Raw genomic sequence first — 22,929 nt, 5'->3', positions numbered from 1 at the left:
TTGCAGCTAACTCCCTTCCTTAATCGTTCCCTCCTCAGAGGCATTTGGTTATACAAAAAACCATCCTCAGTACGAGAGAGAACATACTGGTGATGGAAGGAACAATGATTTTAACTTTTATCTAATTGAAGGACATGCACGCCAAGTTCGCGAATCCGTTCCACGTCTTCCTTATTGGTTTGCCCATCTGTAATGACATGCTTGATTTCAGGCCATCCTGCGACCTGCGTCAAAGATTGCATGCCGAATTTACTATGATCAGCAAGTAGGTAAGTTTCATCAGCAATACTGATCATTTTGCGTTTAATAAGCGCTTGCAGCTCGTTAGATTCGCTAATTCCACGCTGGATATGAACCCCTTTGCAAGATAAGAATAGCTTATGAACATGGTACATATCCAAGGACCTTTCCGCTAGTGGCCCTACATAGGACAACGACTTAGGAGAAAGAAGTCCTCCAGTGGAAATGACTTGGATTTTCTCCTTACCACTAACCTCAAGGGCTACCTTCATCGAATTCGTGATGATCGTCAGCGGCATATCGGGAATAATTTTGGCCATATACCAAGCCGTTGTACTTGCATCTAGAATGATCCGATCATGCTCTCGAATATGCGATACCGCTTCCTTCGCGATGCTGTTCTTGAAATCCGCATGCGCCGTTTCCCTTTCCATGAAGGGAACTTCCGACTGCGCTTCCTTCACACTGACAGCGCCGCCATGGCTGCGCATCAGCTTGCCTTCGCTTTCTAACCGATCCAGATCACGTCGTATCGTTTCTTCCGTTACTTGGCACAGCTCGCTGAGCTCCGTTACGCGAATACTTCCTCTTTCATTCACCAACTGAACGATTCTCTGCCATCTTTCCGCTACCAGCATCGTATTCCCTCATTTCACCGTCGATCGGGACGCCACCTGACAAAATGCTGCATACGCTGCCTGCCAACCCGCTCCATCCTGAGGGAGGTACGTTTTGACCGGAAACGAATTCCGAATCAGCTTTCTGGCTTCGCGCAAATTCGCAATATACCCTAGTGATATCCATTGTACTACAAGGTTACCTAAGGCACTACCCTCAACAGGACCCGCCCAAACCTCGCGCAGTGTAGCATTTGACGTGAATTGACAAAGCAGCTCGTTCTGGATGCCGCCACCAACGATGTGAAGACCTTGATACTTCTTCCCCGATAGCTGTTCTGTTCTTTCTAGAATAAACCGATACTTCAAAGCCAGGCTTTCCAACATGCAACGAACAATTTCACCTTCCGTTTGCGGTACAACCTGTTCCGTTTCCCGGCAGTATTGCTGAATTTGCTTCGGCATATGCTCAGGATTCAAGAACATGTCGTCATCCGGATCGATGAAGCATTGGAAAGGCTTCACCTGCTCGGCAAGCTTGACTAACTCAGCAAAGCTGATATTCTTGCCTTCCTTGTCCCATGTACGCTTGCATTCCTGAACTAACCATAAGCCCATGATATTCTTAAGCAATCGGTTCGTACCATAAACGCCGCCTTCATTGGTGAAATTCCAAGCTAATGCCTGTTCACTTAGTACCGGCGCCAACGTCTCCGTTCCGAGAAGTGACCATGTACCGCAGCTTAAGAAAGCGAAATCTTCTTCTAAAGCAGGAACCGCGACTACAGCAGATGCTGTATCATGTTCGCCTACGGCAATGACAGGAATCGAAGGAACATCAAGTTCATCACAAATCTCTTTGGTTAACGCGCCGACTCTAGTCCCTGACGAAACCGGTTTCAGTAGTAGTTCACCAGGAAGGCCAAGCTGATCTATGAGCTCCGTGTCCCACGTCTGCGTTGTCGCATTAAAAAGTTGCGTCGTTGTGGAATTAGTGTACTCGCTATGTTTTTCTCCGGTTAAGAAGTATCTGAGCAAATCAGGAATCATCAAGAACGTATCTGCCCGCTGCAGAAGCTCTGGATTTCTTTCTTTTAACGCATATAGTTGAAAAATCGAATTAAATTGAAGGAACTGAAGACCTGTTTTGGCATACAGCTTTTCACGACCAACAAGGTCAATAACCTTATCCATGACATGATCCGTTTGATGGTCCCGATAGTGGTAGGGATTACCGAGAAGCTCACCATTTGCTGCAAGCAGCCCGAAATCTACCGCCCATGAATCTATCGCCAGGCTTTCGATGTCCGTATAACCCAGATGCTTCATTTGTAAAATACCTTGTTTCAATTCATGAAACAATCTCAAAATGTCCCAATGAAGGTGGTTTCCCACCTTCACCGGATCATTCGAGAAGCGGTGAATTTCCTCGATCGTAACGATGCCCGCTTCGGAATCAAGTCGTCCGACGATCGCTCTGCCGCTGCTTGCTCCCAAATCAAAGGCCAGTACGCAGGAGGGCTTACTCACCAGCTGGCACCGCCTTTGCCACGAGCATTAATGCTTTCGTCGTAGCCGCTTTCTAGGTAAGCTTTCATCGGATCTACAGGTACACCGATCTCTTCACGGACGGCTTGCAGAAGCGGAGTAACATCGAATTCGAATGCTTTACGAACAGCATCTTCTGCGCCAAGAACGTCTTGGCGTTCTTGAGCGTCTCTAACTTCATCGAGGTTGATCAGCAAAGCTTTTGCATACTGTGTTTGCACGTTAAGTACAGAACGCAGCATCGCTGGAATTTTACGCTCGATATTATGGCTTTGATCAATCATATAGGCAATATTGTCAGCAGCCTGACGGATTTGTGGATTTTTATCGTTCGCTGCATCAATGATTTGGTAGAAAATCAGGAACAACTCATACGGATTGACTGACCCCACGATCAGATCATCATCCCCATATTTGCGGGAGTTGAAGTGGAAGCCGCCCAGTTTATTTTCATCTAACAAGTAAGTCACGATATGCTCAATGTTCGTTCCTTGCGGGTGATGCCCTGTATCAACAAGCACTTCAGCTTGAGGCCCCAATTTGTTCGCCAAATTGAATGCCATCCCCCAGTCCGCAAGATCCGTGTGATAAAACGCAGGCTCATAGAACTTATATTCAATCAGCATACGCATGGTAGGCGTCATGGCTCCGTACATTTCTTTAAGCGCTTCATACATCCATGTTTTACGAGCTCGAATATCGACTTGCCCAGGGTAGTTGGAACCGTCAGCGAACCAAAGGCTCAACACATCAGAACCTACTGTCTTAGCAATGTCTACACACTCTAGCAAGTGATCCGTCGCTTTGCGGCGAATAGCTTCGTTAGAATTCGTCACACTGCCAAAGATGTAATCATCCTCTTGAAAAAGGTTAGGGTTTACAGCTCCGATTGAAACACCGAGATCACTTGCGTGCTGTCTCAGCTTTGCGTAATCGTCCACTTTGTCCCAAGGAATATGGATAGCAACCGACGGGCAAACACCCGTCAGTTTATGGACCTGCGCAGCGTCTTCGAATTTCTCGAAGGGATTGCGCGGAACACCGTTTTGCTTATAGACTTTGAAGCGAGTTCCAGAATCCCCGTAGCCCCATGAAGGGGTTTCTACTTTGAGGGCTTTTAGCTTAGCTTTAACAGCTGCTAGATCAATGCCTCTATTTGTTTGTAGCTCTTCGAACAAGGCGTATGCTTTATCGCTCATCGGATTATATCTCCTTTTGGTTATGGAAGTAATTAGCGAGTGAAGGCAGCCGGAACGCCACCGTCAACTGTGATCATACAACCTGTCGTTTTGTCTGCTTTGGAAGAAGCGAAGTATACGATAGCTTCCGCAACATCTTTCGGGAAAATGTTAACGAGCAGCGTTGTTCTTTTGCGGTAGTGCTCTTCCAGTTGATCCGGTTCAATACCGTAAGCTGCAGCCCGTTCATTGCGCCAGCCGGAATTCCAAATCGCGGAGCCTTGAAGAATCGCATCTGGCAATACCGAGTTCACGCGAATGCCGAACTCTCCGCCCTCAGCAGCGATACAGCGTGCTAAGTGAATTTCAGCCGCTTTGGCTGTCGAGTAGGCAGAGGCATTTTTGCCTGCGAATACCGAGTTTTTGGAGCCGACGAATACCATGCTGCCGCCGATGCTTTGTTTTTTCATAATTTTAAAAGCTTCTCTAGCTACGAGGAAGTAACCCGTACTGAGCACGTTCATGTTCAGGTTCCACTCTTTAAGTGATGTTTCGTCAAAAGGACTAGAAGTCGCAAGGCCTGCGTTATTCACGATAATATCGATACCGCCATAGCTGAGAATCGATTCGCGGTAAGCGGCTTCCACTTCCTCTTCTTTCGTTACATCCATTTTAACGGCAATGGCTCTGTTTTCGCCATACTGCCCGTTCAGTTCGTCTGCTAATTTTTGTGCGCCTTCCAGATTCAGGTCAGCTAGAACGACATGTGCGCCTTCTTTTAAAAATTGACGAGCCGTTACGCTTCCGATTCCACCTGCGCCGCCTGTGATGAAAGCAATTTTACGAGAGAATTCCGCTTCAGCCGGAGCCAAAGTTAGTTTATAAAGTTCAAGAGGCCAGTACTCCACATTAAAAGATTCATTTTCGCTTAAGGAAACGAACGTTCCGAGAGCTGTTGCGCCTCTCATTACGGCAATCGCACGGTGATAGAGAGCTCCGCTTACTTGTGCATTGGACCAGCTTTTACCTGTGTTGATCATCCCGATACCTGGTATCAGGATAACGCGAGGTGCCGCTTCGTTCATGACGTCGCCTTCATTTTTGTTGCGGTCAAAATAAGCTTTGTACTCTTCTTTATAAGCCGCGATTCCAGCGTTCAAAGCTTCAATTAAGGAAGTCACATCACGGGAATTGGGATTCCAATCAATATAAAGAGGCTTCATTTTCGTATGAACCAAGTGATCCGGGCAAGCCGCACCTACTTGGGATAACACAGCTGCATCTTTACTATTAACGAACTTCAGAACATCATCCGCGCTGTCAGTAGTCAGGATCATTTTCTTCTCATTGCTCACTGCTCCGCGAACGATAGGCAGGACTTGTGCCAAAATATCTTTTTGCTCGGACTCGGAAAGGGACTCGTACTTCGCTCCGCCATAAAGGCTGCTCTCGTTCACACGAGCTTCAATGAAACTTTCTGCTTCTTGAATGATAGCCAAAGTCTTGAGGTAGCTCTCTTCCGACGTTTCGCCCCAAGTAACCAGACCATGCTTCTCCATCAATACAAGCTCAGCCTTTGGATTGTTTCTAACGCCTTCCGCGATCATTTTGGATAGTGTAAAACCAGGACGAACATAAGGTACCCATACAAAACGGTCACCGTAAATTTCTTTCGCCAACTCACGTCCGTTATGTGCACAGCAGAGACCGATAATCGCATCAGGATGCGTATGGTCAACGTTTTTGAAAGGCAAAAATGCATGTAAAAGCGTCTCAATAGAAGCACGCGGATGTTTGCTGTCGATCATACAATTCACAAGGTAAGCAACCATTTCTTCGTCGGACATTTCATCTCTCTCGAACAACGGACGAATGTCTTCCATTCGAAGACCTGTGAAATTCTTTGCTTTCATTGTAGCAAGGTCTGAACCGCTGCCCTTTACCCACATCACTTCTACATCACGACCGCGGAAATCCTTCTCGATTGTTTTGTACGATGTGTTACCGCCGCCCCAGTTGGCAACTGCACGATCTGTCCCTAATAAATTGGAACGGTACACCAGTTCCTCTACGCCTTTTGATACTGCATTCGCTTTTTCCGCTTCCCACAAATTCGCAACCATAAATACCCTCCTAATATAGGGATCTTTGAGCGTAGCTCAAAGTCTCTCCTCTTTACATCCCATGAGTATGTGTTTGTTCTTGATGGATTCATCGTATCACATCTTTGTTTATTTTTGAATACTTATTTTTATTTTTGTTTCAAAGAAAAACCAAAGCATAACGGACTTTAAAACTAACATATGAACAAAAGCAAAAAACCACAGGTCTGTCATTTCGAGACTGTAGGGATAAAATTCTCTATTCTGCCTCTCTGGCATAAATGAAGGAAAGCAAAAAATCCCCTTGCAAGCAGAAGTGCCTGAGTTCATAAATCTATGAACTTAGACACTTCCTGCCGTAAGGGGATGTAACCATTCTATCTATATTTAATGTTTGATTGATTTCTTCTAGGCTGTTGCTTCGACTTCCTCATGCACGGTTTTAATTTGAATCATAACCGTATTCGGATCCGTCAACACTTCAATGCCATCTTTGAAAATCAGGTCGGAAACGAGAAGCTTGTCGCCAGCATCAAGACCACTAATATCCACTTCCATTGAAGTCGGCAAATCACCAGGCATACAACGAACTTCTACTTCATAGATTTCGATTTGCAGTACCCCGCCAGATTTAATGCCAATTGCCTCTCCAGAAAACTGAATAGTCACTTTGCTGTCCATGATTTCAGTCATGTTTACATGATGAAAGTCGATATGCAGCAGATTGCCAGACATGGCATCTTTTTGAACGCTCTGAACAACGACCGGAATTACCTTTTCATCGGCTGTATTGCCTTGTAGAATAGCTCGAGGATTTTTTTTCAAAATATCCAGCATTTCTTTTTCATTTACTTCTAATGATAAAGTATCTTTACCAATCCCATATAACACAGCCGGGATGCGTCCCTGTTTTCTTGCTTGATTCATGTGGGACTTTGTTTCACCAGTGCGCTTGTTCAATTGAATAAATTTACTCATTTGTTTGTTTCCCGCTCTCTTTGACCATAAATTCTTGTCAAAATGAGTATAACATGACCATAAAATCTAGTCAAACTTTGATGAAAACCCACTCGTTTCTATTCATATTCCATAAATGGATCAGGGATCTCAATCTGATAAGCCTCAGCATCACTAACGCCAACAGAAAGTACGGCTCGCCCATTGCCTAACCGTATAAGCCCACCGCTAAAAATAACATCTTCAAGATCAGGCCGTTTGCCAGGGCCTCTTGGAAAATCACTTCTTGCCGCAATAATTTTCATGGGTGTTTTTTCACAGGTCTCAGGGTTTATCGAAAAGACCATGGAATAATAGTGCTTGTTTCCTACGGTATCAAAGCAAGCTATATGTCCCAGAACGCCTATATGACCATTCCCCAGTAAATGCGCTTCGTTCGCACCGCCCCATTCTTCGGAGACAAATTGTTCTCTAAGAATTTCCGCATTTATGAAGGTTTGCTCATTGAGCTCTTCCAGCGAGTTGATGATTGTAAATCCGATTTGCCCTCTTCCACCTCTTGCTCCTTGCGGTCTAGTAAAGACACCTACTCTACCATCGTTAAGCTCAATTAGACGAATATCCTTCATCGTACCGGGTCCAGACGAGAAGTGACATAATGAATCTATTTGAAACCCACGATAAAATTGGGTAACCCACGATACAATCTTATTCGGATTATCGACAGCCGTGATGACTTCAACTCCGCCAACTATTAATTCACCTTTGATGATGGTCATACATGGATCTTGCAAGTTATAAGTGTGTGTATGTATTCGGGGACTCCAAACCTGATTTTTGCATGTAAAAAAGAAGACTTGAGAGAACTCACTATCCCGTTCCTCAACTCTTCCTAAGATGAATTCCTCCCCGTCGTACTGAAACGGGGCCGTTATATTGTATACATCGCGATTTCCAACCCCAGAGAACACTAGTTTTTGCACTTTTGTTAATCTGGGGTTTGCATAAAAGGTTTCCAGAAGCTGTTTACAGCTATCTGTTGTTATCGATTTCCTTGTCATTGACGTCCTCCTGATAATGCATCGATGCATCTATCGTCCAATCACTTTCCACATCCATTTCGATGCCAATGAGCTGCCCAGGCTGGACATTAAAATACAGACAAAGCTTCAGCAATAAATCCCTAGGATACTGTACCATCTCATCCTTATACATACGCCGAACGGAGTCAAAGTGATAGTTAATCTCTTTAGCGAGCTTACGTATAGATAATTTGGGGTCGTGATTTTCCATGACTTCTTTTAGTTTACTGCGTATGACTGACACACATACACCTCCTCCATAAATATATAGGGTATGCAAGGGTGAGTCAATAAATTGACAAGAAAAAATGGTCATGTTATAGTGAAAACAGGAAATAATTTGGAATTTTCTGAAAATAAAATACCCCTCCCCCCCAAAGAATTAAAGACCTATCTTTAGATTCTTTTTTTTGTGTTCCAAAAATCGCAAACCAACATGGAGGCTCATTATATGAAGTATACAAGCAGCAATCGGAATATCGTTTTTCTTGGCACCAGCCTGCCGAGAGAATGCGGCATAGCTACATTTACTCAAGATTTATTAGATGAACTACAGCACATCAAAGGCTTTAACAAGCCTCGTATCATTGCAATCAATAACAACGAAACTTATGACTATCATGAGCAAGTGATGAGGGAAATTGACCAACATAAGCTATCAGATTATATAGAAACAGCCGATTATCTTAACTCGTCAGACGTTGATCTTCTCGTTATCCAGCATGAATTCGGTATATACGGCGGAGAAAGTGGAGAATACTTGATTCCATTCGTCGAGAGGCTGACTATACCGTTTGTCGTCATTTTTCATACCGTGTTAACGAAACCTTCTGCCAAGCAGCGTCACATCATGAATCGAGTTGCAGAGCTAAGTGTTAAAGTTGTCACGATGGCGCAATCTACAGTAACCGATTTAATCTCCATTTATGGCGTTGATGCCGCCAAAATCGCTTTCATTCACCATGGCGTCCCCCATGTCCAAACCGGTTCAAGATCAGAACTCAAAGAGCAATATGGCTTTGCAGATCGGAAAATTTTATCCACCTTTGGCTTTTTAAGCCCTGGTAAAGGAATTGAATACAGCATTGAGGCCATGCGCGGAGTGGTCAAACAGCACCCGGATTCTCTCTATATCATTTGGGGGAAAACACATCCGGTCGTTAAACAAGAAACAGGCGAGGTATACAGACAAAAGCTGATGTGTCTTGTGGAAGAATTTGATTTAACGCGTAACGTTCGCTTCGTCGACAAGCTACTAACGCAGGATGAAGTCATTCAATCCCTGGTCATGTCAGATATTTATATGACTCCTTATTTAGGAAAGGATCAAGCTGTTAGCGGAACATTGGCATACGGAGTTGGTTATGGAAGGGTTATTGTCTCCACACCATACCGTTATGCCGAGGAAATGCTGGCAGAGGGCAGGGGCTTACTGGCCAACTTCCGCGATTCAGCCTCCTTGGAAGCTTGCATCCTTCAATTACTGAATGATCCTACTAGAATAACGGAAATGGAAAATCGTACGCTCGAACTCGGAAAAACCATGCTGTGGAACGAAATTGCCAAAACCTATGCCGCTATCTTCCAAGAAAAAACACTAGATTCAGGGTCAACTAAAGTAAATCCTTACGATGCCAGCTTTGCTAAAGTAAAACACTTAGGAGTGATTTAATGCAAGTACAAACGATACTGCAGTTTAAGTCCGATTACATGCGCAGGATAACGGATGATACAGGCATTTTTCAACATACCAAGTTTGGAGTACCTGACCGGTCGAAAGGTTATACGACGGATGATAACGCACGAGCATTAATCGCAGCCGTTTTATTGTATAGCAGCCAAAAAGACTCCAGCACGTTAGACCTCATTCATACTTATGTTTCCTTCATTCACCACGCACAGAATACAGATGGAAATTTTAGAAACTTCATGGATTATAACCGTTCATTCATGGAGGATAGCGGCTCTGAGGATTGTCAAGGACGCACACTATGGGCATTAGGATTCGCGCTCGCCCATTCCTCCTTTCTGCCTGATAATGTACTTAATACCTGCCGTTATTTAATCAATCAGGCATTACCGCATATTGAGAAGCTAGGTTCTCCTCGTGCTGGAGCCTATGCGATAATCGGTCTAAGTTATTTAATAGAAACCCCTGATGCTTTAACTTACTCCTTCCCCTATCTCCACACCCCAAGCACCGCAGAAGAAAAGGCTTTTCTACCAAGAGCATTCATCATCAATGTGATCGAAAAAATAGCGGTCCGACTGCACAATCAATATATTCACAATAAGGGTAACGGTTGGAATTGGTTTGAAGACAGCCTTACCTACGGAAACTCCATGCTGCCATGGGCACTTTTAAAAGCATCACATATCTCGGAAAACATTAGTTTGAAGGAAACTGCTAAGGAAAGCCTGGATTTTCTAGTATCCAAAACCTTTGCTAAAGAAGGTTATTATAAGCCGATTGGCAGCCATGGCTGGCAGTTGCGAGGTGAAAAGGCCGCTCTCTACGACGAACAGCCGATTGAGGCCTGTGAAATGCTTCTTGCTTGTAAAGAAGCCGCGATCGTGCTCCATGACCCAGCTTATCTGAAGATAGCAGCCTTATGCTATGAATGGTATTTAGGCCATAATTCATTAAAAATCTCTCTCATTGACCCTCAAACTGGAGCTTGTTACGATGGCATCCATGCCACAGGGCTGAACCTTAATCAAGGCTCTGAGAGCATCATTTCCTTCTCCATTGCCCATTTGGTGATGCATCATGAATAAATTTGCTACCATCCTTGCTGGCGGGGGCGGAACTCGCTTCTGGCCGCTGTCTAGACAAGAGATTCCGAAGCAGCTTCTAAACATAAGCGGAAATGATATTATGCTAAACGATACAATCGAACGATTCAAAGGCATTATCCCACAAGAAAATACCGTTATTGTTACGAATCGTTCTCAAGCGGTTCTGCTGGAGAGCATCATGCATAGCAGTGTTTCGAAAAGCAACATTTTGATCGAGCCCGTTGCCAGAAACACGGCTGCAAGCATACTTTTCGCGGCGTTATCTATAGAAAAATCATACGGTGATTCCTTAATGGTCGTCTTGCCTTCCGATCATTATATAACCGATGAAGAACAATTTCGGCTTACGTTAGACGAAGCCTGTACGGTTGCGATGAAGACGGACAAAATCGTTACCATCGGAATTAAACCGACATTTCCATCGACTGGGTACGGTTATATCGCCTTTGATAAAGAACCTATCTCTTCAAATCCTGTTGCCGTATACGAAGTAGCTGAATTTGTAGAAAAACCGAACTTTCAGAAAGCGCAAGGCTATCTGTCATCAGGTAATTATTTATGGAATAGCGGCATTTTCATTTGGAAAACTTCCGTCATTATTGATAATTTCAAACGTTACCTGCCTCGGCTCTATAAGACAATGCTTCCAATCAGCGATTATCTGGGCACGGATCAGGCAGAGGAAATCATTAATAACATCTATCCGACGCTTCAAAACATTTCGATTGATTACGGGATCCTTGAGCGCTCTGATGAAGTCGTTGTTCTGTCTGGTCAATTTGGCTGGAATGATATCGGCAGCTGGGATGCGCTCGGCGCGATCTTCCCACCGGATCCATCGGGAAACATTATTAAAGCAAATCATATGGGCATAGATACACGAAATTCGATCATATACGGAAATGGCAGACTAATCACGACAATTGGCGTAGACGGCTTCATTATAGCGGATACTGGGGATGCACTTTTGATATGTCCCAAAGACAAAGCACAATCTGTTAAAGATATCGTTGACCTGCTGAAGGAAAAAGGAATGACTGAGTATATTTAGCCTGCCCTTACTCTGGTGAAGATGATGGAACGGCCACCACTTTGGGACCGCGATATTTGAAGAAGAAGGCCACACAGATAAGCGCCAAACCGTTGATGGCAAAAACAAGCGGAATACCGAACCAGCCGCCCAAAAAGCCACCGATAATCGGACCGCTCATGGTTCCAAGCTGTGTAGCGGATTGATTTAAGCTAAACGCTCGGCCTCTAAAGCTGGAATCCGTAAATTTCACAATAAGTGCGTTTAATGCCGGGTAGACGGCAGCAAAAAATAACCCATAGCTAAACCTCAGAATACCAAAGGCCAGCAAATGGTGAGTGCCCAACTGAAGTAGATTCCCTATTCCTCCGCCAATTAGGCCGATGAACAATGTTTTGGAGTAGGTGATTTTCTGTCCGAGTTTCCCCCATCTCGGTGCTGCAATGACGGTTGCGACTCCCACCGCTGAGAAAATAATGCCTGAACTCAGCGAAGCTGAGCTTTGGCTGCCGCCCATTTGCAGCACATAGATGGTAAGCAGCGGCTCGACAATCATGACCGAAGTTGCCACCAACATGGTGACACCTAGAATCATCATGAATGGGCGGTTATGAGCAGCTGACTTCAAATCATCCATAACACTCGATCTCGCAGCCGAGCGGTTAAAGTTCGTTTCCTTAGCCCCAAACAGCCCGATGAAGGCTGCAATTAAGACGACACACCCCGAGACTAGGAACGATTCTCGGTTTCCCACCCAGTGGCTGACGAATCCGCCTACCAGCGGACCGATGACACTTCCGGCGGCTCCTGCCGTTGACATAACCCCCAGCGCATAACCAACTTCTTTTTCAGGCGTGTTCGTGGCTATTAAGGCAATGGAAGCAGGTACAAAACCGGCAAGCAACCCCTGAAGAATCCGAACGACCAGAAATACGTAAGGATCATGGACGAAAAAGGTCGCAAAATAAAGAACGCTTAGGCTGAAGCCTGAGCGAATCAGCATCGGTTTGCGGCCATACTTATCCGCCAAAGAGCCCCAAAAAGGCGCGATTAGCGCGCTAGCCAAAAAGGTGATGCCAAACGTAATACCCGACCATGCTTCCAGCCCTTTATCAATGCCAAGCTCCGTGTGCAGAAAGATAGGTAAGAAAGGAACAGAGATCGTATACGCCATTCCGCAGAAAAATACACCAATCCATAAAGTGATGAGATTACGTTTCCAGGAAAATGCCAAGTGTTTTACCCCCTGATGCTTGATGACTGAACGACCACATACAAAGTTCTCCCGATAACCATGCTACATTATGTATATTTTATCATATTGTTTGAAGATTAGAAATTACAACATGTGATGCCCTGAGTCAAATATCAATAGCCGTCTCACAAGGTCTATAACCTTTTGAACGGCTATTTATTGTTTATATTTCTTCAAAATCCGTAGGGTTGCCGGCGTCGGCGAAATCGAAGTCTCCAGCCAGATCTCCCGACTGGTCACCCTGTTCATCTTCGGCGATATTTTGCAAATCATAGGCATTAATTGTGATAATCGGGTAAGCATGATTCGTCGCTATCTGTACTGCCTGTTGTTTCATGAATTTTGGAGAGCCCTCTGTATCTTCATCATAAACAAGAATGATGCCGTCCGAATTACGGAGCAGAAACTTATCTCGTTCCTTGAACTGCCAAGGTCCTTCATATTTGGTTTTTGTCACGCTGTTCACGTAATTCGCGCGTTCCATGACACTGTTATAGCTATTTTTCTTATCATCGCTCCATTTTTCTTCTTGCTCAAGAAAAGGGGTAACGACAGCTAATTTCAGCTCTGGGTAGGCTCCTCCTCGGAGTTCAAGCACAGCCTCAGCCGCCCACAATTCGACCCCCCATTGTCCACTCACAACGACCCATTCTAATCCTTCATCCATAAGTGCGATGAGTCTCTTTTTGATCGCTTTTTTGATAATCGGAATGCCTGGGTGCTTTAAAGAAAAAATGCCCAGCTCAGATGCTTTATAACCCGTTATTAAGACTCGTTTCAAAAGAGGTACACCACCTTGTTGACTCTACCTATCAGGTTAGCATAGTTACGCCTCGATATAAAGAAAGCTTTAATGTACAAATACAGCAAAAGGAAGAGCCGCAGCTCTTCTTTTTCTATATCATTAAGATCCCAAAGCCTCAACCAGCCAAGGGTAGGCCTGACTCCCATTCACTTCATGAACACCTTCAAAGAGATGAACCCCTAACTTTTCACCCGCACCCGCTTCAGCGTACACTTGACGCAAATACTGAATCGCCACTTCCACTGTTTTTATCGGAAAAATAGGATCCTGCTGGCCAGATTCAATGAACAGCGGACGAGGAACAAGTAACCCGAGTAATTCGGGGAGCTCCGAATATTCCAAAACACCTGGCAAGTAATTGTCGATGCAGTGGCGGATCTGCATAATGCTTCCTTTGAATGTATTCACAAAGGCGCACAGTACCGTGGCTTTGATTCGTTCATCTATCGCTGCTGTATATGCGGCGACAAGTCCGCCACCCGAGAAACCGAAGCATCCCACACTTGCTGGATCCACATCCTCGCGTGACAACACATAATCGAGCGCCCGCCGCGCCTCTTGCACACGCAATCCTGCCAACGATATGCCATATAAAAGCAGATGTGACGCAAGTGTTTGACAGGAAGAATTTCCGACTTGCCCATCATTCTGATCCGCAGCGAGTCTTCGATCTCCGAATCCGATGATCTCAGGTACGACCACTATGAATCCGCGCTTCACCAATTCCAAGGCATAATTGCCGTGAAGATCCGGCTTACCTGTGTTTTCAGTCCCATCCGGATGGAGTCCAACAATCTGCCGACTACCGTAGCCATGTCCGTGCAAAGCCAGCACCGCTGCTGTTCGTTTGGTCATCCTTTTTGGTAACAGCACATAGGCGGGAACTCGAAACCCCCAGACCGTACCGAACTCGATACGCTCACGAATATGATCTTCAAGCTCGGTGCGCTCTAGGAGAACAGGACGAAGCTCATCTTGTTCTTCCAAAGCTATATCTAGAGACTTGACCAGGCGCCGCTTCAATCTAATCTTGGTCTGTTCGGCGTTCTCGGCCCGTTTCTGCTGCAGACGTTTATTCTCATAGGAGAGATAGAGATTTTCCATGATTGAATCTGGATTCCACAAGTAATTCCCACCTCCGTCTACCTTTTAAAAAGTAACCAATTTATCCACTGCAACCGGTTGCCCCGTACGCAGAGAAATATTCCCGGCAATACCGGTCAAAATCGACATCGCCCCATCCACGTGAGAAGCCGCTCGCTCGAAGCGATCCTCTGATGGTTTATCAAAAATATCCTTTAGGAGAACAGGGTCACCGCCGCCATGTCCGCCAACACCTTCTTCTATTTGCACTCTGTAAGGAGCCTCGAACATCGGAAATACCCTGATCGTCTTTTCTTTCAAAGCACCTTCTTCGTCTTTCCGACCACCGGAATTGACGTACGATTTCTCGACAACTCTCATCTCGATACGACCCTTGCTGCCATTGATTTGCACATTAAAGCCTTCCCAAGGCATATAAGCATTAAGCGAGTAGGTGAGAATGGCTTTGTTTTTATATCGGACCATAACGCCCATTGTATCTTCAATACTAATTCCATCGCCGAAAACGCTCTGATCGCGTTGGTAGCCATCTTCGTGTTCCGCATCTAAATATAGACCCTTGAGGTTTTTATTTTTATCTAAATGAAGCGCAAAAGGATCACCTATCGCGTTTTCATTCCCTGTCGCACGTTGATAAAATTTGGTCACACCGCGCTTTTCGGCATTTTCCCTGCCATAAAACATCAAGCCGCCCATCGCAAAAACCGTCTCCGGACGCGTCCCTAACCAGAAGTTCACAAGATCAAAATGATGCGTTGATTTGTGTACAAGCAAGCCCCCGCCATTGCGCTTATCTCTATGCCATCTACGGAAATAATCCGCGCCATGCTCAGTATTCAGCAACCACTCAAAATGTACGGAATGAACATCTCCAATCGTCCCATCCATGATTAACTCACGAATTTTCGTATTATGCGGAGCGTAACGGTAATTGAATGTCACACGAAGCTGCCGCCCTGTACGTTTAATCGTATCGAGAATTTCTTGACATTTCTCTTCATCCACAGTCATCGGTTTTTCCGAAATAACATCGCAACCAAGCTCCATCGCCTTGATAATATACGTATGATGCGTACGATCAACGGAGGTAACAATGACATAATCAGGCTTTTCTTTACGAATCATTTCCTCGAACTGATCCGCTTTATACGTGGGAACAGCGTTATATTCATATTTATTGACGAGTAAGCCATTTGTAAAATTCATTCTCGTTTGATTTATATCGCAAATCGCAACTAGCTCTGACGTTTCTTGAAAATCCTTTACAATGGCGCCATAGAAAAATTCCGCTCTTCCTCCGGTACCGACTAGTGCATAACGTTTTTTCATAAAAGTGAACCCCTCTCGAGTATGAATATGTCTTTAGTTTCAAATGTCCTACCTCAAGATTAATACAATATTTGTTGTGTTTCTAATCAAATCTTGCTTATTGACTTTTATTCCTTGCATATCTTGCTATATAATAGTTATAAAAGAACGAACGAAGAGGTGTCCACTTATGGTACTCTACGAAATTGAAAGACTGCGCAGAGATCGCCCCTACTCTATGACAGTGAATCATTTTCATGATCACTATGAAATTTATTATTTACTCAGCGGGAAACGCTACTATTTCGTACAGGACCGTTCCTACCTGATTCAAGAAGGCGACCTCGTCTTTATCGATAAAAACGAGCTTCATAAAACACGAAACACGGATACCCTTCATCACGAGCGCATTCTGCTTAGCTTTGATGATAGTTGGATACGTTCTATTGATGAGGATGCATCTACACATTTACTCGTTCCTTTTCAACAGAAACAGCATATCTTTTCCCTAACAGGTACGAATCGCACTTTTGTTGAGAACCTTCTATTCAGCTTATTGCGCGAGCAGCAGCAGACCCTAAGCGGCTGGCAGCTGAACAGCAAAGCCCTGCTCACGCAACTACTCATCTTCTGCTCGCGTCTCACAGATAAGTTAAGCTCTGCTCAGGAACTCCCGCAAACACACAATCCCAAAATATTCGAAATCGTCGCTTATATCAACGAACAATATAGAAACCGTTTGACGTTAGCTTCGATCTCCGAAAGCTTTTATATTAGCCCAAGCTACTTTTGCCGTTCTTTCAAAGAAACGACCGGCTTTTCGTTCATCGAATACTTGAACAATGTTCGAATCCGAGAGGCTCAGCGGCTGCTGCGAGAAACGAAGTTAAAAGTCATCCACATTGCCGAGCAATCCGGCTTCGATAGCGTCGCTCACTTCGGCCGTGTGTTCAAACAAGTGACTACACAGACGCCGCTTGAATGCCGCAAATTGATGCGCCATAATATATGACCCTTACACCCACTACCCTCAGCAACTAACGCTAGGCTGCTTCATAAAGAAAAAAACCTTCGCGCAGGCAACAACCCCACACGAAAGTTTTCTATTTTAGAAGCCGAAATATTGCTTAGCATTATTATACGAAATCCCTTGAACCAGCTGTTTCAACAGCTGTTCATCGTAAGGGAATTCTCCCGCTTCGACCCATTCGCCTAACATGTTACAGAGGATTCTGCGGAAGTAGTCATGTCTTGTGTAGGACAAGAAGCTTCTGGAATCTGTCAACATCCCTACGAATCGGCCAAGCAGTCCAAAATTCGCTAGCGATTTCATCTGCGAAACCATACCATCTTTGGTATCATTGAACCACCAAGCGGATCCTAATTGAATTTTGCCGGGAATACCATCGCCTTGGAAGCTGCCCATGAGGGAAGCGAGAATTTCATTATCACGTGCATTTAAGGAGTACAGAATCGTCCTAGGCAGCGAATCAGCAACAGCAAGAGAGGATAACAAACCTGTTAAAGCGCTCGCTACCGGGCTATCATTAACAGAGTCGAATCCGGTGTCCGGGCCCAGCTTCGCGAAAGCTCGTCCGTTATTATTACGGGAAGCATTAATATGATACTGCATCGCCCAATCCAGCTTCTTGTACACGCCCCCTAAGAACAGCAAGGTGTGCGCTTTATATTTTTTTTCTTCTTCCAAACTAACCGCGTTGCCAGCTAGAGCCGTTTTAAAAATCTGATCCACTTCTTCTTTGGTTGCTGCAGCGTACGGCACATAATCCAAAGCATGATCAGACACTTTACAACCAACTGAATCAAAAAACTGCGCTCTGCTCTCTAATCCTGCCAGCAGGTCATCGTAGGAGCTGATCATAATGCCAGCGGATTGCTCCAATTGGGCGATCCATGGCAGGAAAGTGGCGCGATTGATTTCAAGCGCTTTGTCAGGCCGGTATGAAGGCAGGACTTGCGTATTAAAATCTTTGATCTCTTTAATTTTGATGTGATATTCCAGTGAATCCACCGGATCGTCTGTTGTGCAAATGACCGTTACTTTCGAATTCGTAATGAGATCTCTAGCGCGGGAACCGCCTTCTGCGAGCTTTGCGTTCACTTTTTCCCAGATGGCAGGCGCGTTCTGCTCGTTAATAATGTCATGAACCCCGAAATATGTTCGAAGCTCCATATGAGACCAGTGGTACAGCGGGTTGCCAATAGCCATAGGAACCGTTCCAGCCCATGCTAAGAAGCGATCGTAATCACTAGCTTCACCGGTGACTTTTGCTTCCTCCACACCGTTGGCACGCATCATTCTCCACTTATAATGGTCGCCATACAGCCAAGCTTCCGTTATGTTATTGAATTGTTTATTTTCATAAATTTCCTTAGGACTTAGGTGGCAGTGATAATCAATAATCGGCAGATCTTTGGCAAATTCGTGGAATAGATGAACTGCGGTATCGTTGGTAAGCATAAAATTCTCATCTAAAAATGTTTTCATAAAGCTAAATTCCACCCTTCTCAAGCTGAATGATCTGCCCTCTATTCTAGCGAAAGGTGACCCGAAAATCTTGTGATTTTTTGCTTTCATTTTGTAAAATATGCATATATTGACCTCATCTCCGGCATGACTCTGCCTCTGACAAACAAAAAGCCCCATACACCAACCATCACGTTGGAACGGAGCTTATCATTTACGGAACAGGCTGACCTACATTTGTTCCCGCTTGTATTTCATCTGGCAGATCATCGGATGCACTCGGAACATGCCGCGGCTTATAATTAATGACATCGGAAGACGAAATACTAACGTAGACACGGCCAGGTAAAGCCTGAGCCCTTATCAAAATAGGCTGATTGTAGTTGTTTTTAAAGGTGAAGTCAGGACCTCCCCAATTCACTGTAGCATCCCTACCTGACGGAACATAGGGGACAGATCTGCTGTGCGAATATCTTTCTACAATTTTGAGACCAGCACGATCTACCGCGTTAAACAAAGTAGAAGAAATTTGGCAAATACCTCCGCCAATCCCTTCAGAGAATTCTCCCCTTACAATGATCTTTGCCGGCATATACCCCTTCCCTCGCGTCCGAACGCCAACAACACGATTGAAGGAAAATGTTTCATTTGGTTGAACGACATAATTATTAATAGCTTGAGCTGCAAGCTTGATGTTCGTATAACGATATTTATTATTCGAATTAAAATAGGTAACATAATAACCAATGGGACGCACACGAATACTCGCTAGCAGTTCGCTGTCTACTTTGGGATAAACAGATAACAGAGGCACTTCAAATTTCATCGGACCCTCTCGATAGTAATGCTCATAAAATTGCTCAACAAAAGCCTGACGATTCAGTCTTGCGCCTGCAATCTCCTTCACGATTCTTCCCTCATCATTAATGGTTGCATTAATCGGCTTACGATATATATTCTTATCGATCACGTCCGTAAGCCGGTCTACTCGTTCCTTATCAACGATCGGCATATCAAGAAGATTGACTGTATACGATTCCCGCTGCACATTTGCTATGCTATGACCCATATTGTCATTCGTTATTCGAAAGGGCACTTCACTCTGCTGCGCAAGAAGCAACAAACCCAGTATCCAACTATAACTCATAAACGCTATCACCCCCTCCTCTAGTGTAAACAATTGAAAAGATTCCATACTATGTAAAATGGGATACCTGTTTCGTTCGAAAGTTCAGGAGTCCACAGCATCAAAAAAAAGAACCGGCCAACATCCATAGATGTCAGACCGATCCCTTATGGCAATATGAAAGATTAGTGCGGATACACGGCTTGGAATTCTTCGCCGCACGGTCCCCCATTAGGGTTAACCTCTAAATCAACGGTCGTTCCATTCTGCCGATGCAATGGTCGATAGTGGTTGCTAATATGGGTTGCCGATTCGTTTACATAATGACAAATGAACGCCCGACGGAATCGATCCTTCGTTTTATTTCGGTAAGAGCCATGGATGAGATTCCCGTTAAAAAAGAGAACGTCGCCTCGCTGCATGATAACTGGCATCGCTTTTTCATCTTTCGGCGGCTTCACATAGTGAGTCGTAAATGATTCTTTGTCATCAGCGATGTCCGGACAGGCAATTTCGAATGTATTCGTTTTGGGCACAACGAGTAAGCCGCCATTTTCATCATCTGCAGCATCAATGGCCGTCCACGCTGCTATGCAATTACCAGGTTCGACCTGCAGATAGAAATTATCCTGATGAAGCGCTTGGCCGCGAGAGCCCGGCGGCTTGTAATAAAACATGCTTTGCGCGGCTAGCGCCTCTTCGTCATACAAATCTGCTAATACATCCATAACCGGCTGGTGCAGCATATATTTCTTTGCTGTCTCACTAAAGCGATGTGGATGCATAACTCGCGGAAATCTTTTTAACGGATCAGATCCATCCGCTTGTAAATCCGGTTCAAATAATCCTGGTACCGTATGGTGGCTAATCTCCTCAAAGGTATCATCAATTTCAGCCAAATTTTGATCAGTAAACAATCCTTTTACGATTAAATAACCTTCTGATTCGAATTGCTGTTTTTGTTCATTTGAAAGCTTAAGCAGTGTCCGTGACATGTCGGTCCCCTCCATGAGTAAGTTTAAGATCGTACTTCCTTATGACATAATCATATCGAAAGCTCCACAGACATTGAAGTAAGAATGATGCTAATTACTCATACAATCCTGCTATTTCCTGATATACTTGTAGTAAATTGCTGCAGATGATGAAAGGAACTACATGACCATGATATTCGATGACTTCACCTTTTTAGCCGGGCATTTTATAGAGCAAGATACGTATGTAACCAAGCGGCCGCAGGGACGAAACGATTGGCTCCTTACTTTCACACTTGAAGGTGAAGGCTTCTTTAATAACTCAGGCAATGAACGAAGCTGCAAACCTGGTGATCTCACCCTGCTGAAACCAGGAATACCGCAGCACTACGGTACGAAGAAAGATCATACTTGGCATTTTGACTGGGTACACTTCCCCTCGATCTTCACAGAAACCAATCTGCTGCCGGATGAAGATCAGCTTATCCTTACCATCGAAAGTGAGTCGATTCGCGAACGCATCCACCGAGCTTTCACACGCATACTGGAGGATTCCCGAGAGCGCGGTGAATATTGGTTCGAACTGTGCTGCAGCTCTTTGCGGGAAATCCTCCTTATCATGGCTCAGAAAACAAACAAAAAAGTCGATGCGCGAATTGAGGAGGTTCTCCACCTGCTCTCCCAACAGATGCGTCAACCTATTCGGATTGAGGATTTGGCTCAGACTGTCGGGCTCTCCCCTTCGAGACTGTCCCATCTTTTCAAAGCCAGCACAGGATATTCCATTATCGATACGCTCAATCGGATGCGGATACAACAAGCCGTGCTAATGCTAGAGCATACCGGACGGAGCGCTTCGGAGGTTTGTTATGATGTAGGCTTTCAAAACTATAATCACTTCACCAATCAGTTCCGCAAATGGTATGGCATGAACCCAAGTACATTCATGAAAGAACGACGGTAAAATTTATTTGACAGTTGACTGTCGGCAGGATAAACTGCAAGCAAGATTAGAAAAAAAGAGGAGGATTCCTATGTCTTTTGAAAGTAATCTTGATAAATATGCGGAGCTAACCGTCCGCGTCGCTCTGAACATTCAATCCGGCCAATCGCTTTGGATTCATGCACCCATTCATCATCCCGAAATCGTTCGACTTATTGCCCGTAAAGCTTATCAAGCTGGAGCCAAACACGTACATATTGAATGGCAGGATGAAATCTGCACACAAATCAAATATACCTACGCGCCTGATGAAGCATTCCATGAGTATCCATCTTGGAGAGCGCAAGCGCTGGAAGAGTTAGCTGATCATAACGGCGCCTATTTATGGATTGATGCCGATGATCCTGAATTGCTGAAGGATATTGACCCAAGCCGCATTTCCGCAAACTCCAAAGCCGCAGGCGCTAAATTAGTTAAGTGGAGAGAAAGCATGTCCTCCTATCAGATGACATGGTCGATCATCGCCGCGCCTTCTTCTGCTTGGGCGAAGAAAGTGTTTCCTCATATGGAAGAGGAAGCCGCAATCAGCGCTCTATGGGACGCCATTTTTCAAGCCACACGCGTAGATCAAGAAGATCCAATCCAGACTTGGATCGATCACAACGCGACACTTCGGAGTAAAAGATTGCAGCTTAACGAGAAGCAATTCCGTAGAATCCATTACCGCGCCCCAGGCACAGAACTAACTGTCGAGCTGCCTGCTAATCATATTTGGCGAGGCGGTTCCGCCACCAACGGAACGGGAGGCTTCGATTTCAACCCGAATATCCCGACGGAAGAAGTCTTTATTTCTCCTCATCGAATGGGTACTCAAGGTATAGTGCGCAGCACGAAACCATTGAGCTATCATGGTAATTTGATCAACAATTTCACGATCACCTTCGATAACGGACGTGTTGTTGACTACACGGCAGAACAAGGCTTTGAGTCGCTACAAGCGATGATCGATATGGATGAAGGAGCACATTATCTGGGTGAAATCGCACTCGTTCCGCACGTATCGCCAATTTCGAACTCCAACTTGATCTTCTTTAATACGCTGTATGATGAGAATGCCTCTAATCATTTGGCCCTTGGAAGAGCCTTCCCTACATGCATCGAAGGCGGGACTTCGATGTCCAAGGAAGACCAAGAGAAAGCGGGCCTTAACAACAGTCTGATTCATGTTGACTTTATGATCGGCTCTGCCGAGATGGATATTGACGGCGAACATGCAGATGGCACGATAGAACCCATTTTCCGCAAGGGGAATTGGGCATTCTAGAAATTAAAAAGGGTAGTACCGAGAGTCATGATAACCATGCCTCTAGGTG

The 22,929-nt window shown here is 44.8% G+C and carries 20 protein-coding genes; 6 read left to right on the top strand and 14 right to left on the bottom strand.

Annotated features, from left to right (window positions below):
- Positions 1-110 precede the first annotated feature (110 nt).
- The 7 genes from QFZ80_RS04510 to QFZ80_RS04480 all read right to left on the bottom strand — a co-directional run bounded on the left by QFZ80_RS04510 (position 111) and on the right by QFZ80_RS04480 (position 7,968).
- Positions 111-878: a DeoR/GlpR family DNA-binding transcription regulator gene (locus QFZ80_RS04510; protein WP_307548476.1), complete on the bottom strand. Its 768-nt coding sequence runs from the start codon at positions 876-878 to the stop codon at positions 111-113.
- A 9-nt stretch (positions 879-887) separates the two neighbouring features.
- Complete coding sequence (rhaB, locus tag QFZ80_RS04505) at positions 888-2,387, bottom strand: rhamnulokinase (RefSeq protein WP_373460011.1); 1,500 nt, start codon at positions 2,385-2,387, stop codon at positions 888-890.
- A complete protein-coding gene (gene rhaI / locus QFZ80_RS04500) occupies positions 2,384-3,604 on the bottom strand; it encodes an L-rhamnose isomerase (protein ID WP_307548478.1) in 1,221 nt (406 codons plus the stop codon). The genes rhaB and rhaI overlap by 4 nt, the downstream gene beginning before the upstream one ends.
- A gap of 32 nt (positions 3,605-3,636) precedes the next feature.
- A complete protein-coding gene (locus QFZ80_RS04495) occupies positions 3,637-5,706 on the bottom strand; it encodes a bifunctional aldolase/short-chain dehydrogenase (RefSeq protein ID WP_307557470.1) in 2,070 nt (689 codons plus the stop codon).
- A 387-nt stretch (positions 5,707-6,093) separates the two neighbouring features.
- Complete coding sequence (locus QFZ80_RS04490; RefSeq protein ID WP_307548483.1) at positions 6,094-6,663, bottom strand: 50S ribosomal protein L25; 570 nt, start codon at positions 6,661-6,663, stop codon at positions 6,094-6,096.
- Positions 6,664-6,761: 98 nt separating this feature from the next.
- Positions 6,762-7,703, bottom strand: coding sequence for a DUF1861 family protein (locus QFZ80_RS04485; protein WP_307557467.1), 942 nt, complete (start codon positions 7,701-7,703; stop codon positions 6,762-6,764).
- Positions 7,675-7,968, bottom strand: coding sequence for a helix-turn-helix domain-containing protein (locus QFZ80_RS04480; RefSeq protein WP_307548487.1), 294 nt, complete (start codon positions 7,966-7,968; stop codon positions 7,675-7,677). The genes QFZ80_RS04485 and QFZ80_RS04480 overlap by 29 nt, the downstream gene beginning before the upstream one ends.
- 207 nt (positions 7,969-8,175) lie before the next feature.
- On the opposite strand from QFZ80_RS04480, the gene QFZ80_RS04475 reads away from it, so the two are divergent.
- The 3 genes from QFZ80_RS04475 to QFZ80_RS04465 are packed head-to-tail and all read left to right on the top strand — an operon-like array spanning position 8,176 to position 11,574.
- Positions 8,176-9,396, top strand: coding sequence for a glycosyltransferase family 4 protein (locus tag QFZ80_RS04475; RefSeq protein WP_307548488.1), 1,221 nt, complete (start codon positions 8,176-8,178; stop codon positions 9,394-9,396).
- Entirely contained in the window at positions 9,396-10,502 is a 1,107-nt protein-coding gene (locus QFZ80_RS04470) for a glycosyltransferase (protein ID WP_307548490.1), read from the top strand. Before QFZ80_RS04475 ends, QFZ80_RS04470 begins: the two co-directional genes overlap by 1 nt.
- Entirely contained in the window at positions 10,495-11,574 is a 1,080-nt protein-coding gene (locus tag QFZ80_RS04465) for a mannose-1-phosphate guanylyltransferase (RefSeq protein ID WP_307548492.1), read from the top strand. Before QFZ80_RS04470 ends, QFZ80_RS04465 begins: the two co-directional genes overlap by 8 nt.
- Before the next feature lie 7 nt (positions 11,575-11,581).
- Here QFZ80_RS04465 and QFZ80_RS04460 read toward each other — a convergent pair whose 3' ends face one another.
- From QFZ80_RS04460 to QFZ80_RS04445, 4 genes are all read right to left on the bottom strand, one after another.
- Positions 11,582-12,787: an MFS transporter gene (locus QFZ80_RS04460; protein ID WP_307557465.1), complete on the bottom strand. Its 1,206-nt coding sequence runs from the start codon at positions 12,785-12,787 to the stop codon at positions 11,582-11,584.
- 184 nt (positions 12,788-12,971) lie between these two features.
- Positions 12,972-13,589 carry an SLOG family protein gene (locus tag QFZ80_RS04455; protein ID WP_307548494.1) on the bottom strand — a complete coding sequence of 206 codons (618 nt, stop codon included), beginning with the start codon at positions 13,587-13,589 and terminating at the stop codon, positions 12,972-12,974.
- Positions 13,590-13,712: 123 nt separating this feature from the next.
- Complete coding sequence (locus QFZ80_RS04450) at positions 13,713-14,738, bottom strand: dienelactone hydrolase family protein (protein ID WP_307557463.1); 1,026 nt, start codon at positions 14,736-14,738, stop codon at positions 13,713-13,715.
- Positions 14,739-14,762: 24 nt separating this feature from the next.
- Positions 14,763-16,046, bottom strand: coding sequence for a Gfo/Idh/MocA family protein (locus QFZ80_RS04445; RefSeq protein ID WP_307548497.1), 1,284 nt, complete (start codon positions 16,044-16,046; stop codon positions 14,763-14,765).
- Positions 16,047-16,215: 169 nt separating this feature from the next.
- Here QFZ80_RS04445 and QFZ80_RS04440 point away from each other — a divergent pair, with 169 nt between their 5' ends.
- Positions 16,216-17,037, top strand: coding sequence for a helix-turn-helix transcriptional regulator (locus QFZ80_RS04440; protein WP_307557461.1), 822 nt, complete (start codon positions 16,216-16,218; stop codon positions 17,035-17,037).
- A gap of 96 nt (positions 17,038-17,133) precedes the next feature.
- On the opposite strand, the gene uxaC is transcribed toward QFZ80_RS04440, so the two are convergent.
- From uxaC to QFZ80_RS04425, 3 genes are all read right to left on the bottom strand, one after another.
- The gene (gene uxaC, locus QFZ80_RS04435) at positions 17,134-18,534 is read right to left on the bottom strand and encodes a glucuronate isomerase (RefSeq protein ID WP_307557459.1); all 1,401 of its coding nucleotides are present in this window, start codon (positions 18,532-18,534) and stop codon (positions 17,134-17,136) included.
- 193 nt (positions 18,535-18,727) lie between these two features.
- Entirely contained in the window at positions 18,728-19,660 is a 933-nt protein-coding gene (locus QFZ80_RS04430) for a VanW family protein (protein ID WP_307548502.1), read from the bottom strand.
- Positions 19,661-19,824: 164 nt separating this feature from the next.
- Positions 19,825-20,634, bottom strand: coding sequence for a phytanoyl-CoA dioxygenase family protein (locus tag QFZ80_RS04425; protein ID WP_307557457.1), 810 nt, complete (start codon positions 20,632-20,634; stop codon positions 19,825-19,827).
- Between the two features lie 169 nt (positions 20,635-20,803).
- Here QFZ80_RS04425 and QFZ80_RS04420 point away from each other — a divergent pair, with 169 nt between their 5' ends.
- Both QFZ80_RS04420 and QFZ80_RS04415 read left to right on the top strand, forming a co-directional pair.
- Entirely contained in the window at positions 20,804-21,577 is a 774-nt protein-coding gene (locus tag QFZ80_RS04420) for a helix-turn-helix domain-containing protein (protein WP_307548507.1), read from the top strand.
- 70 nt (positions 21,578-21,647) lie between these two features.
- Positions 21,648-22,880, top strand: a complete 1,233-nt coding sequence (locus QFZ80_RS04415; RefSeq protein WP_307557455.1) for an aminopeptidase — start codon at positions 21,648-21,650, stop codon at positions 22,878-22,880.
- Positions 22,881-22,929: the final 49 nt, after the last annotated feature.

The sequence above is a fragment of the Paenibacillus sp. V4I7 genome, from assembly GCF_030817275.1.
Taxonomy (GTDB): Bacteria; Bacillota; Bacilli; order Paenibacillales; family NBRC-103111; genus Paenibacillus_E.
This window is presented reverse-complemented; position numbering and strand designations above follow the sequence as displayed.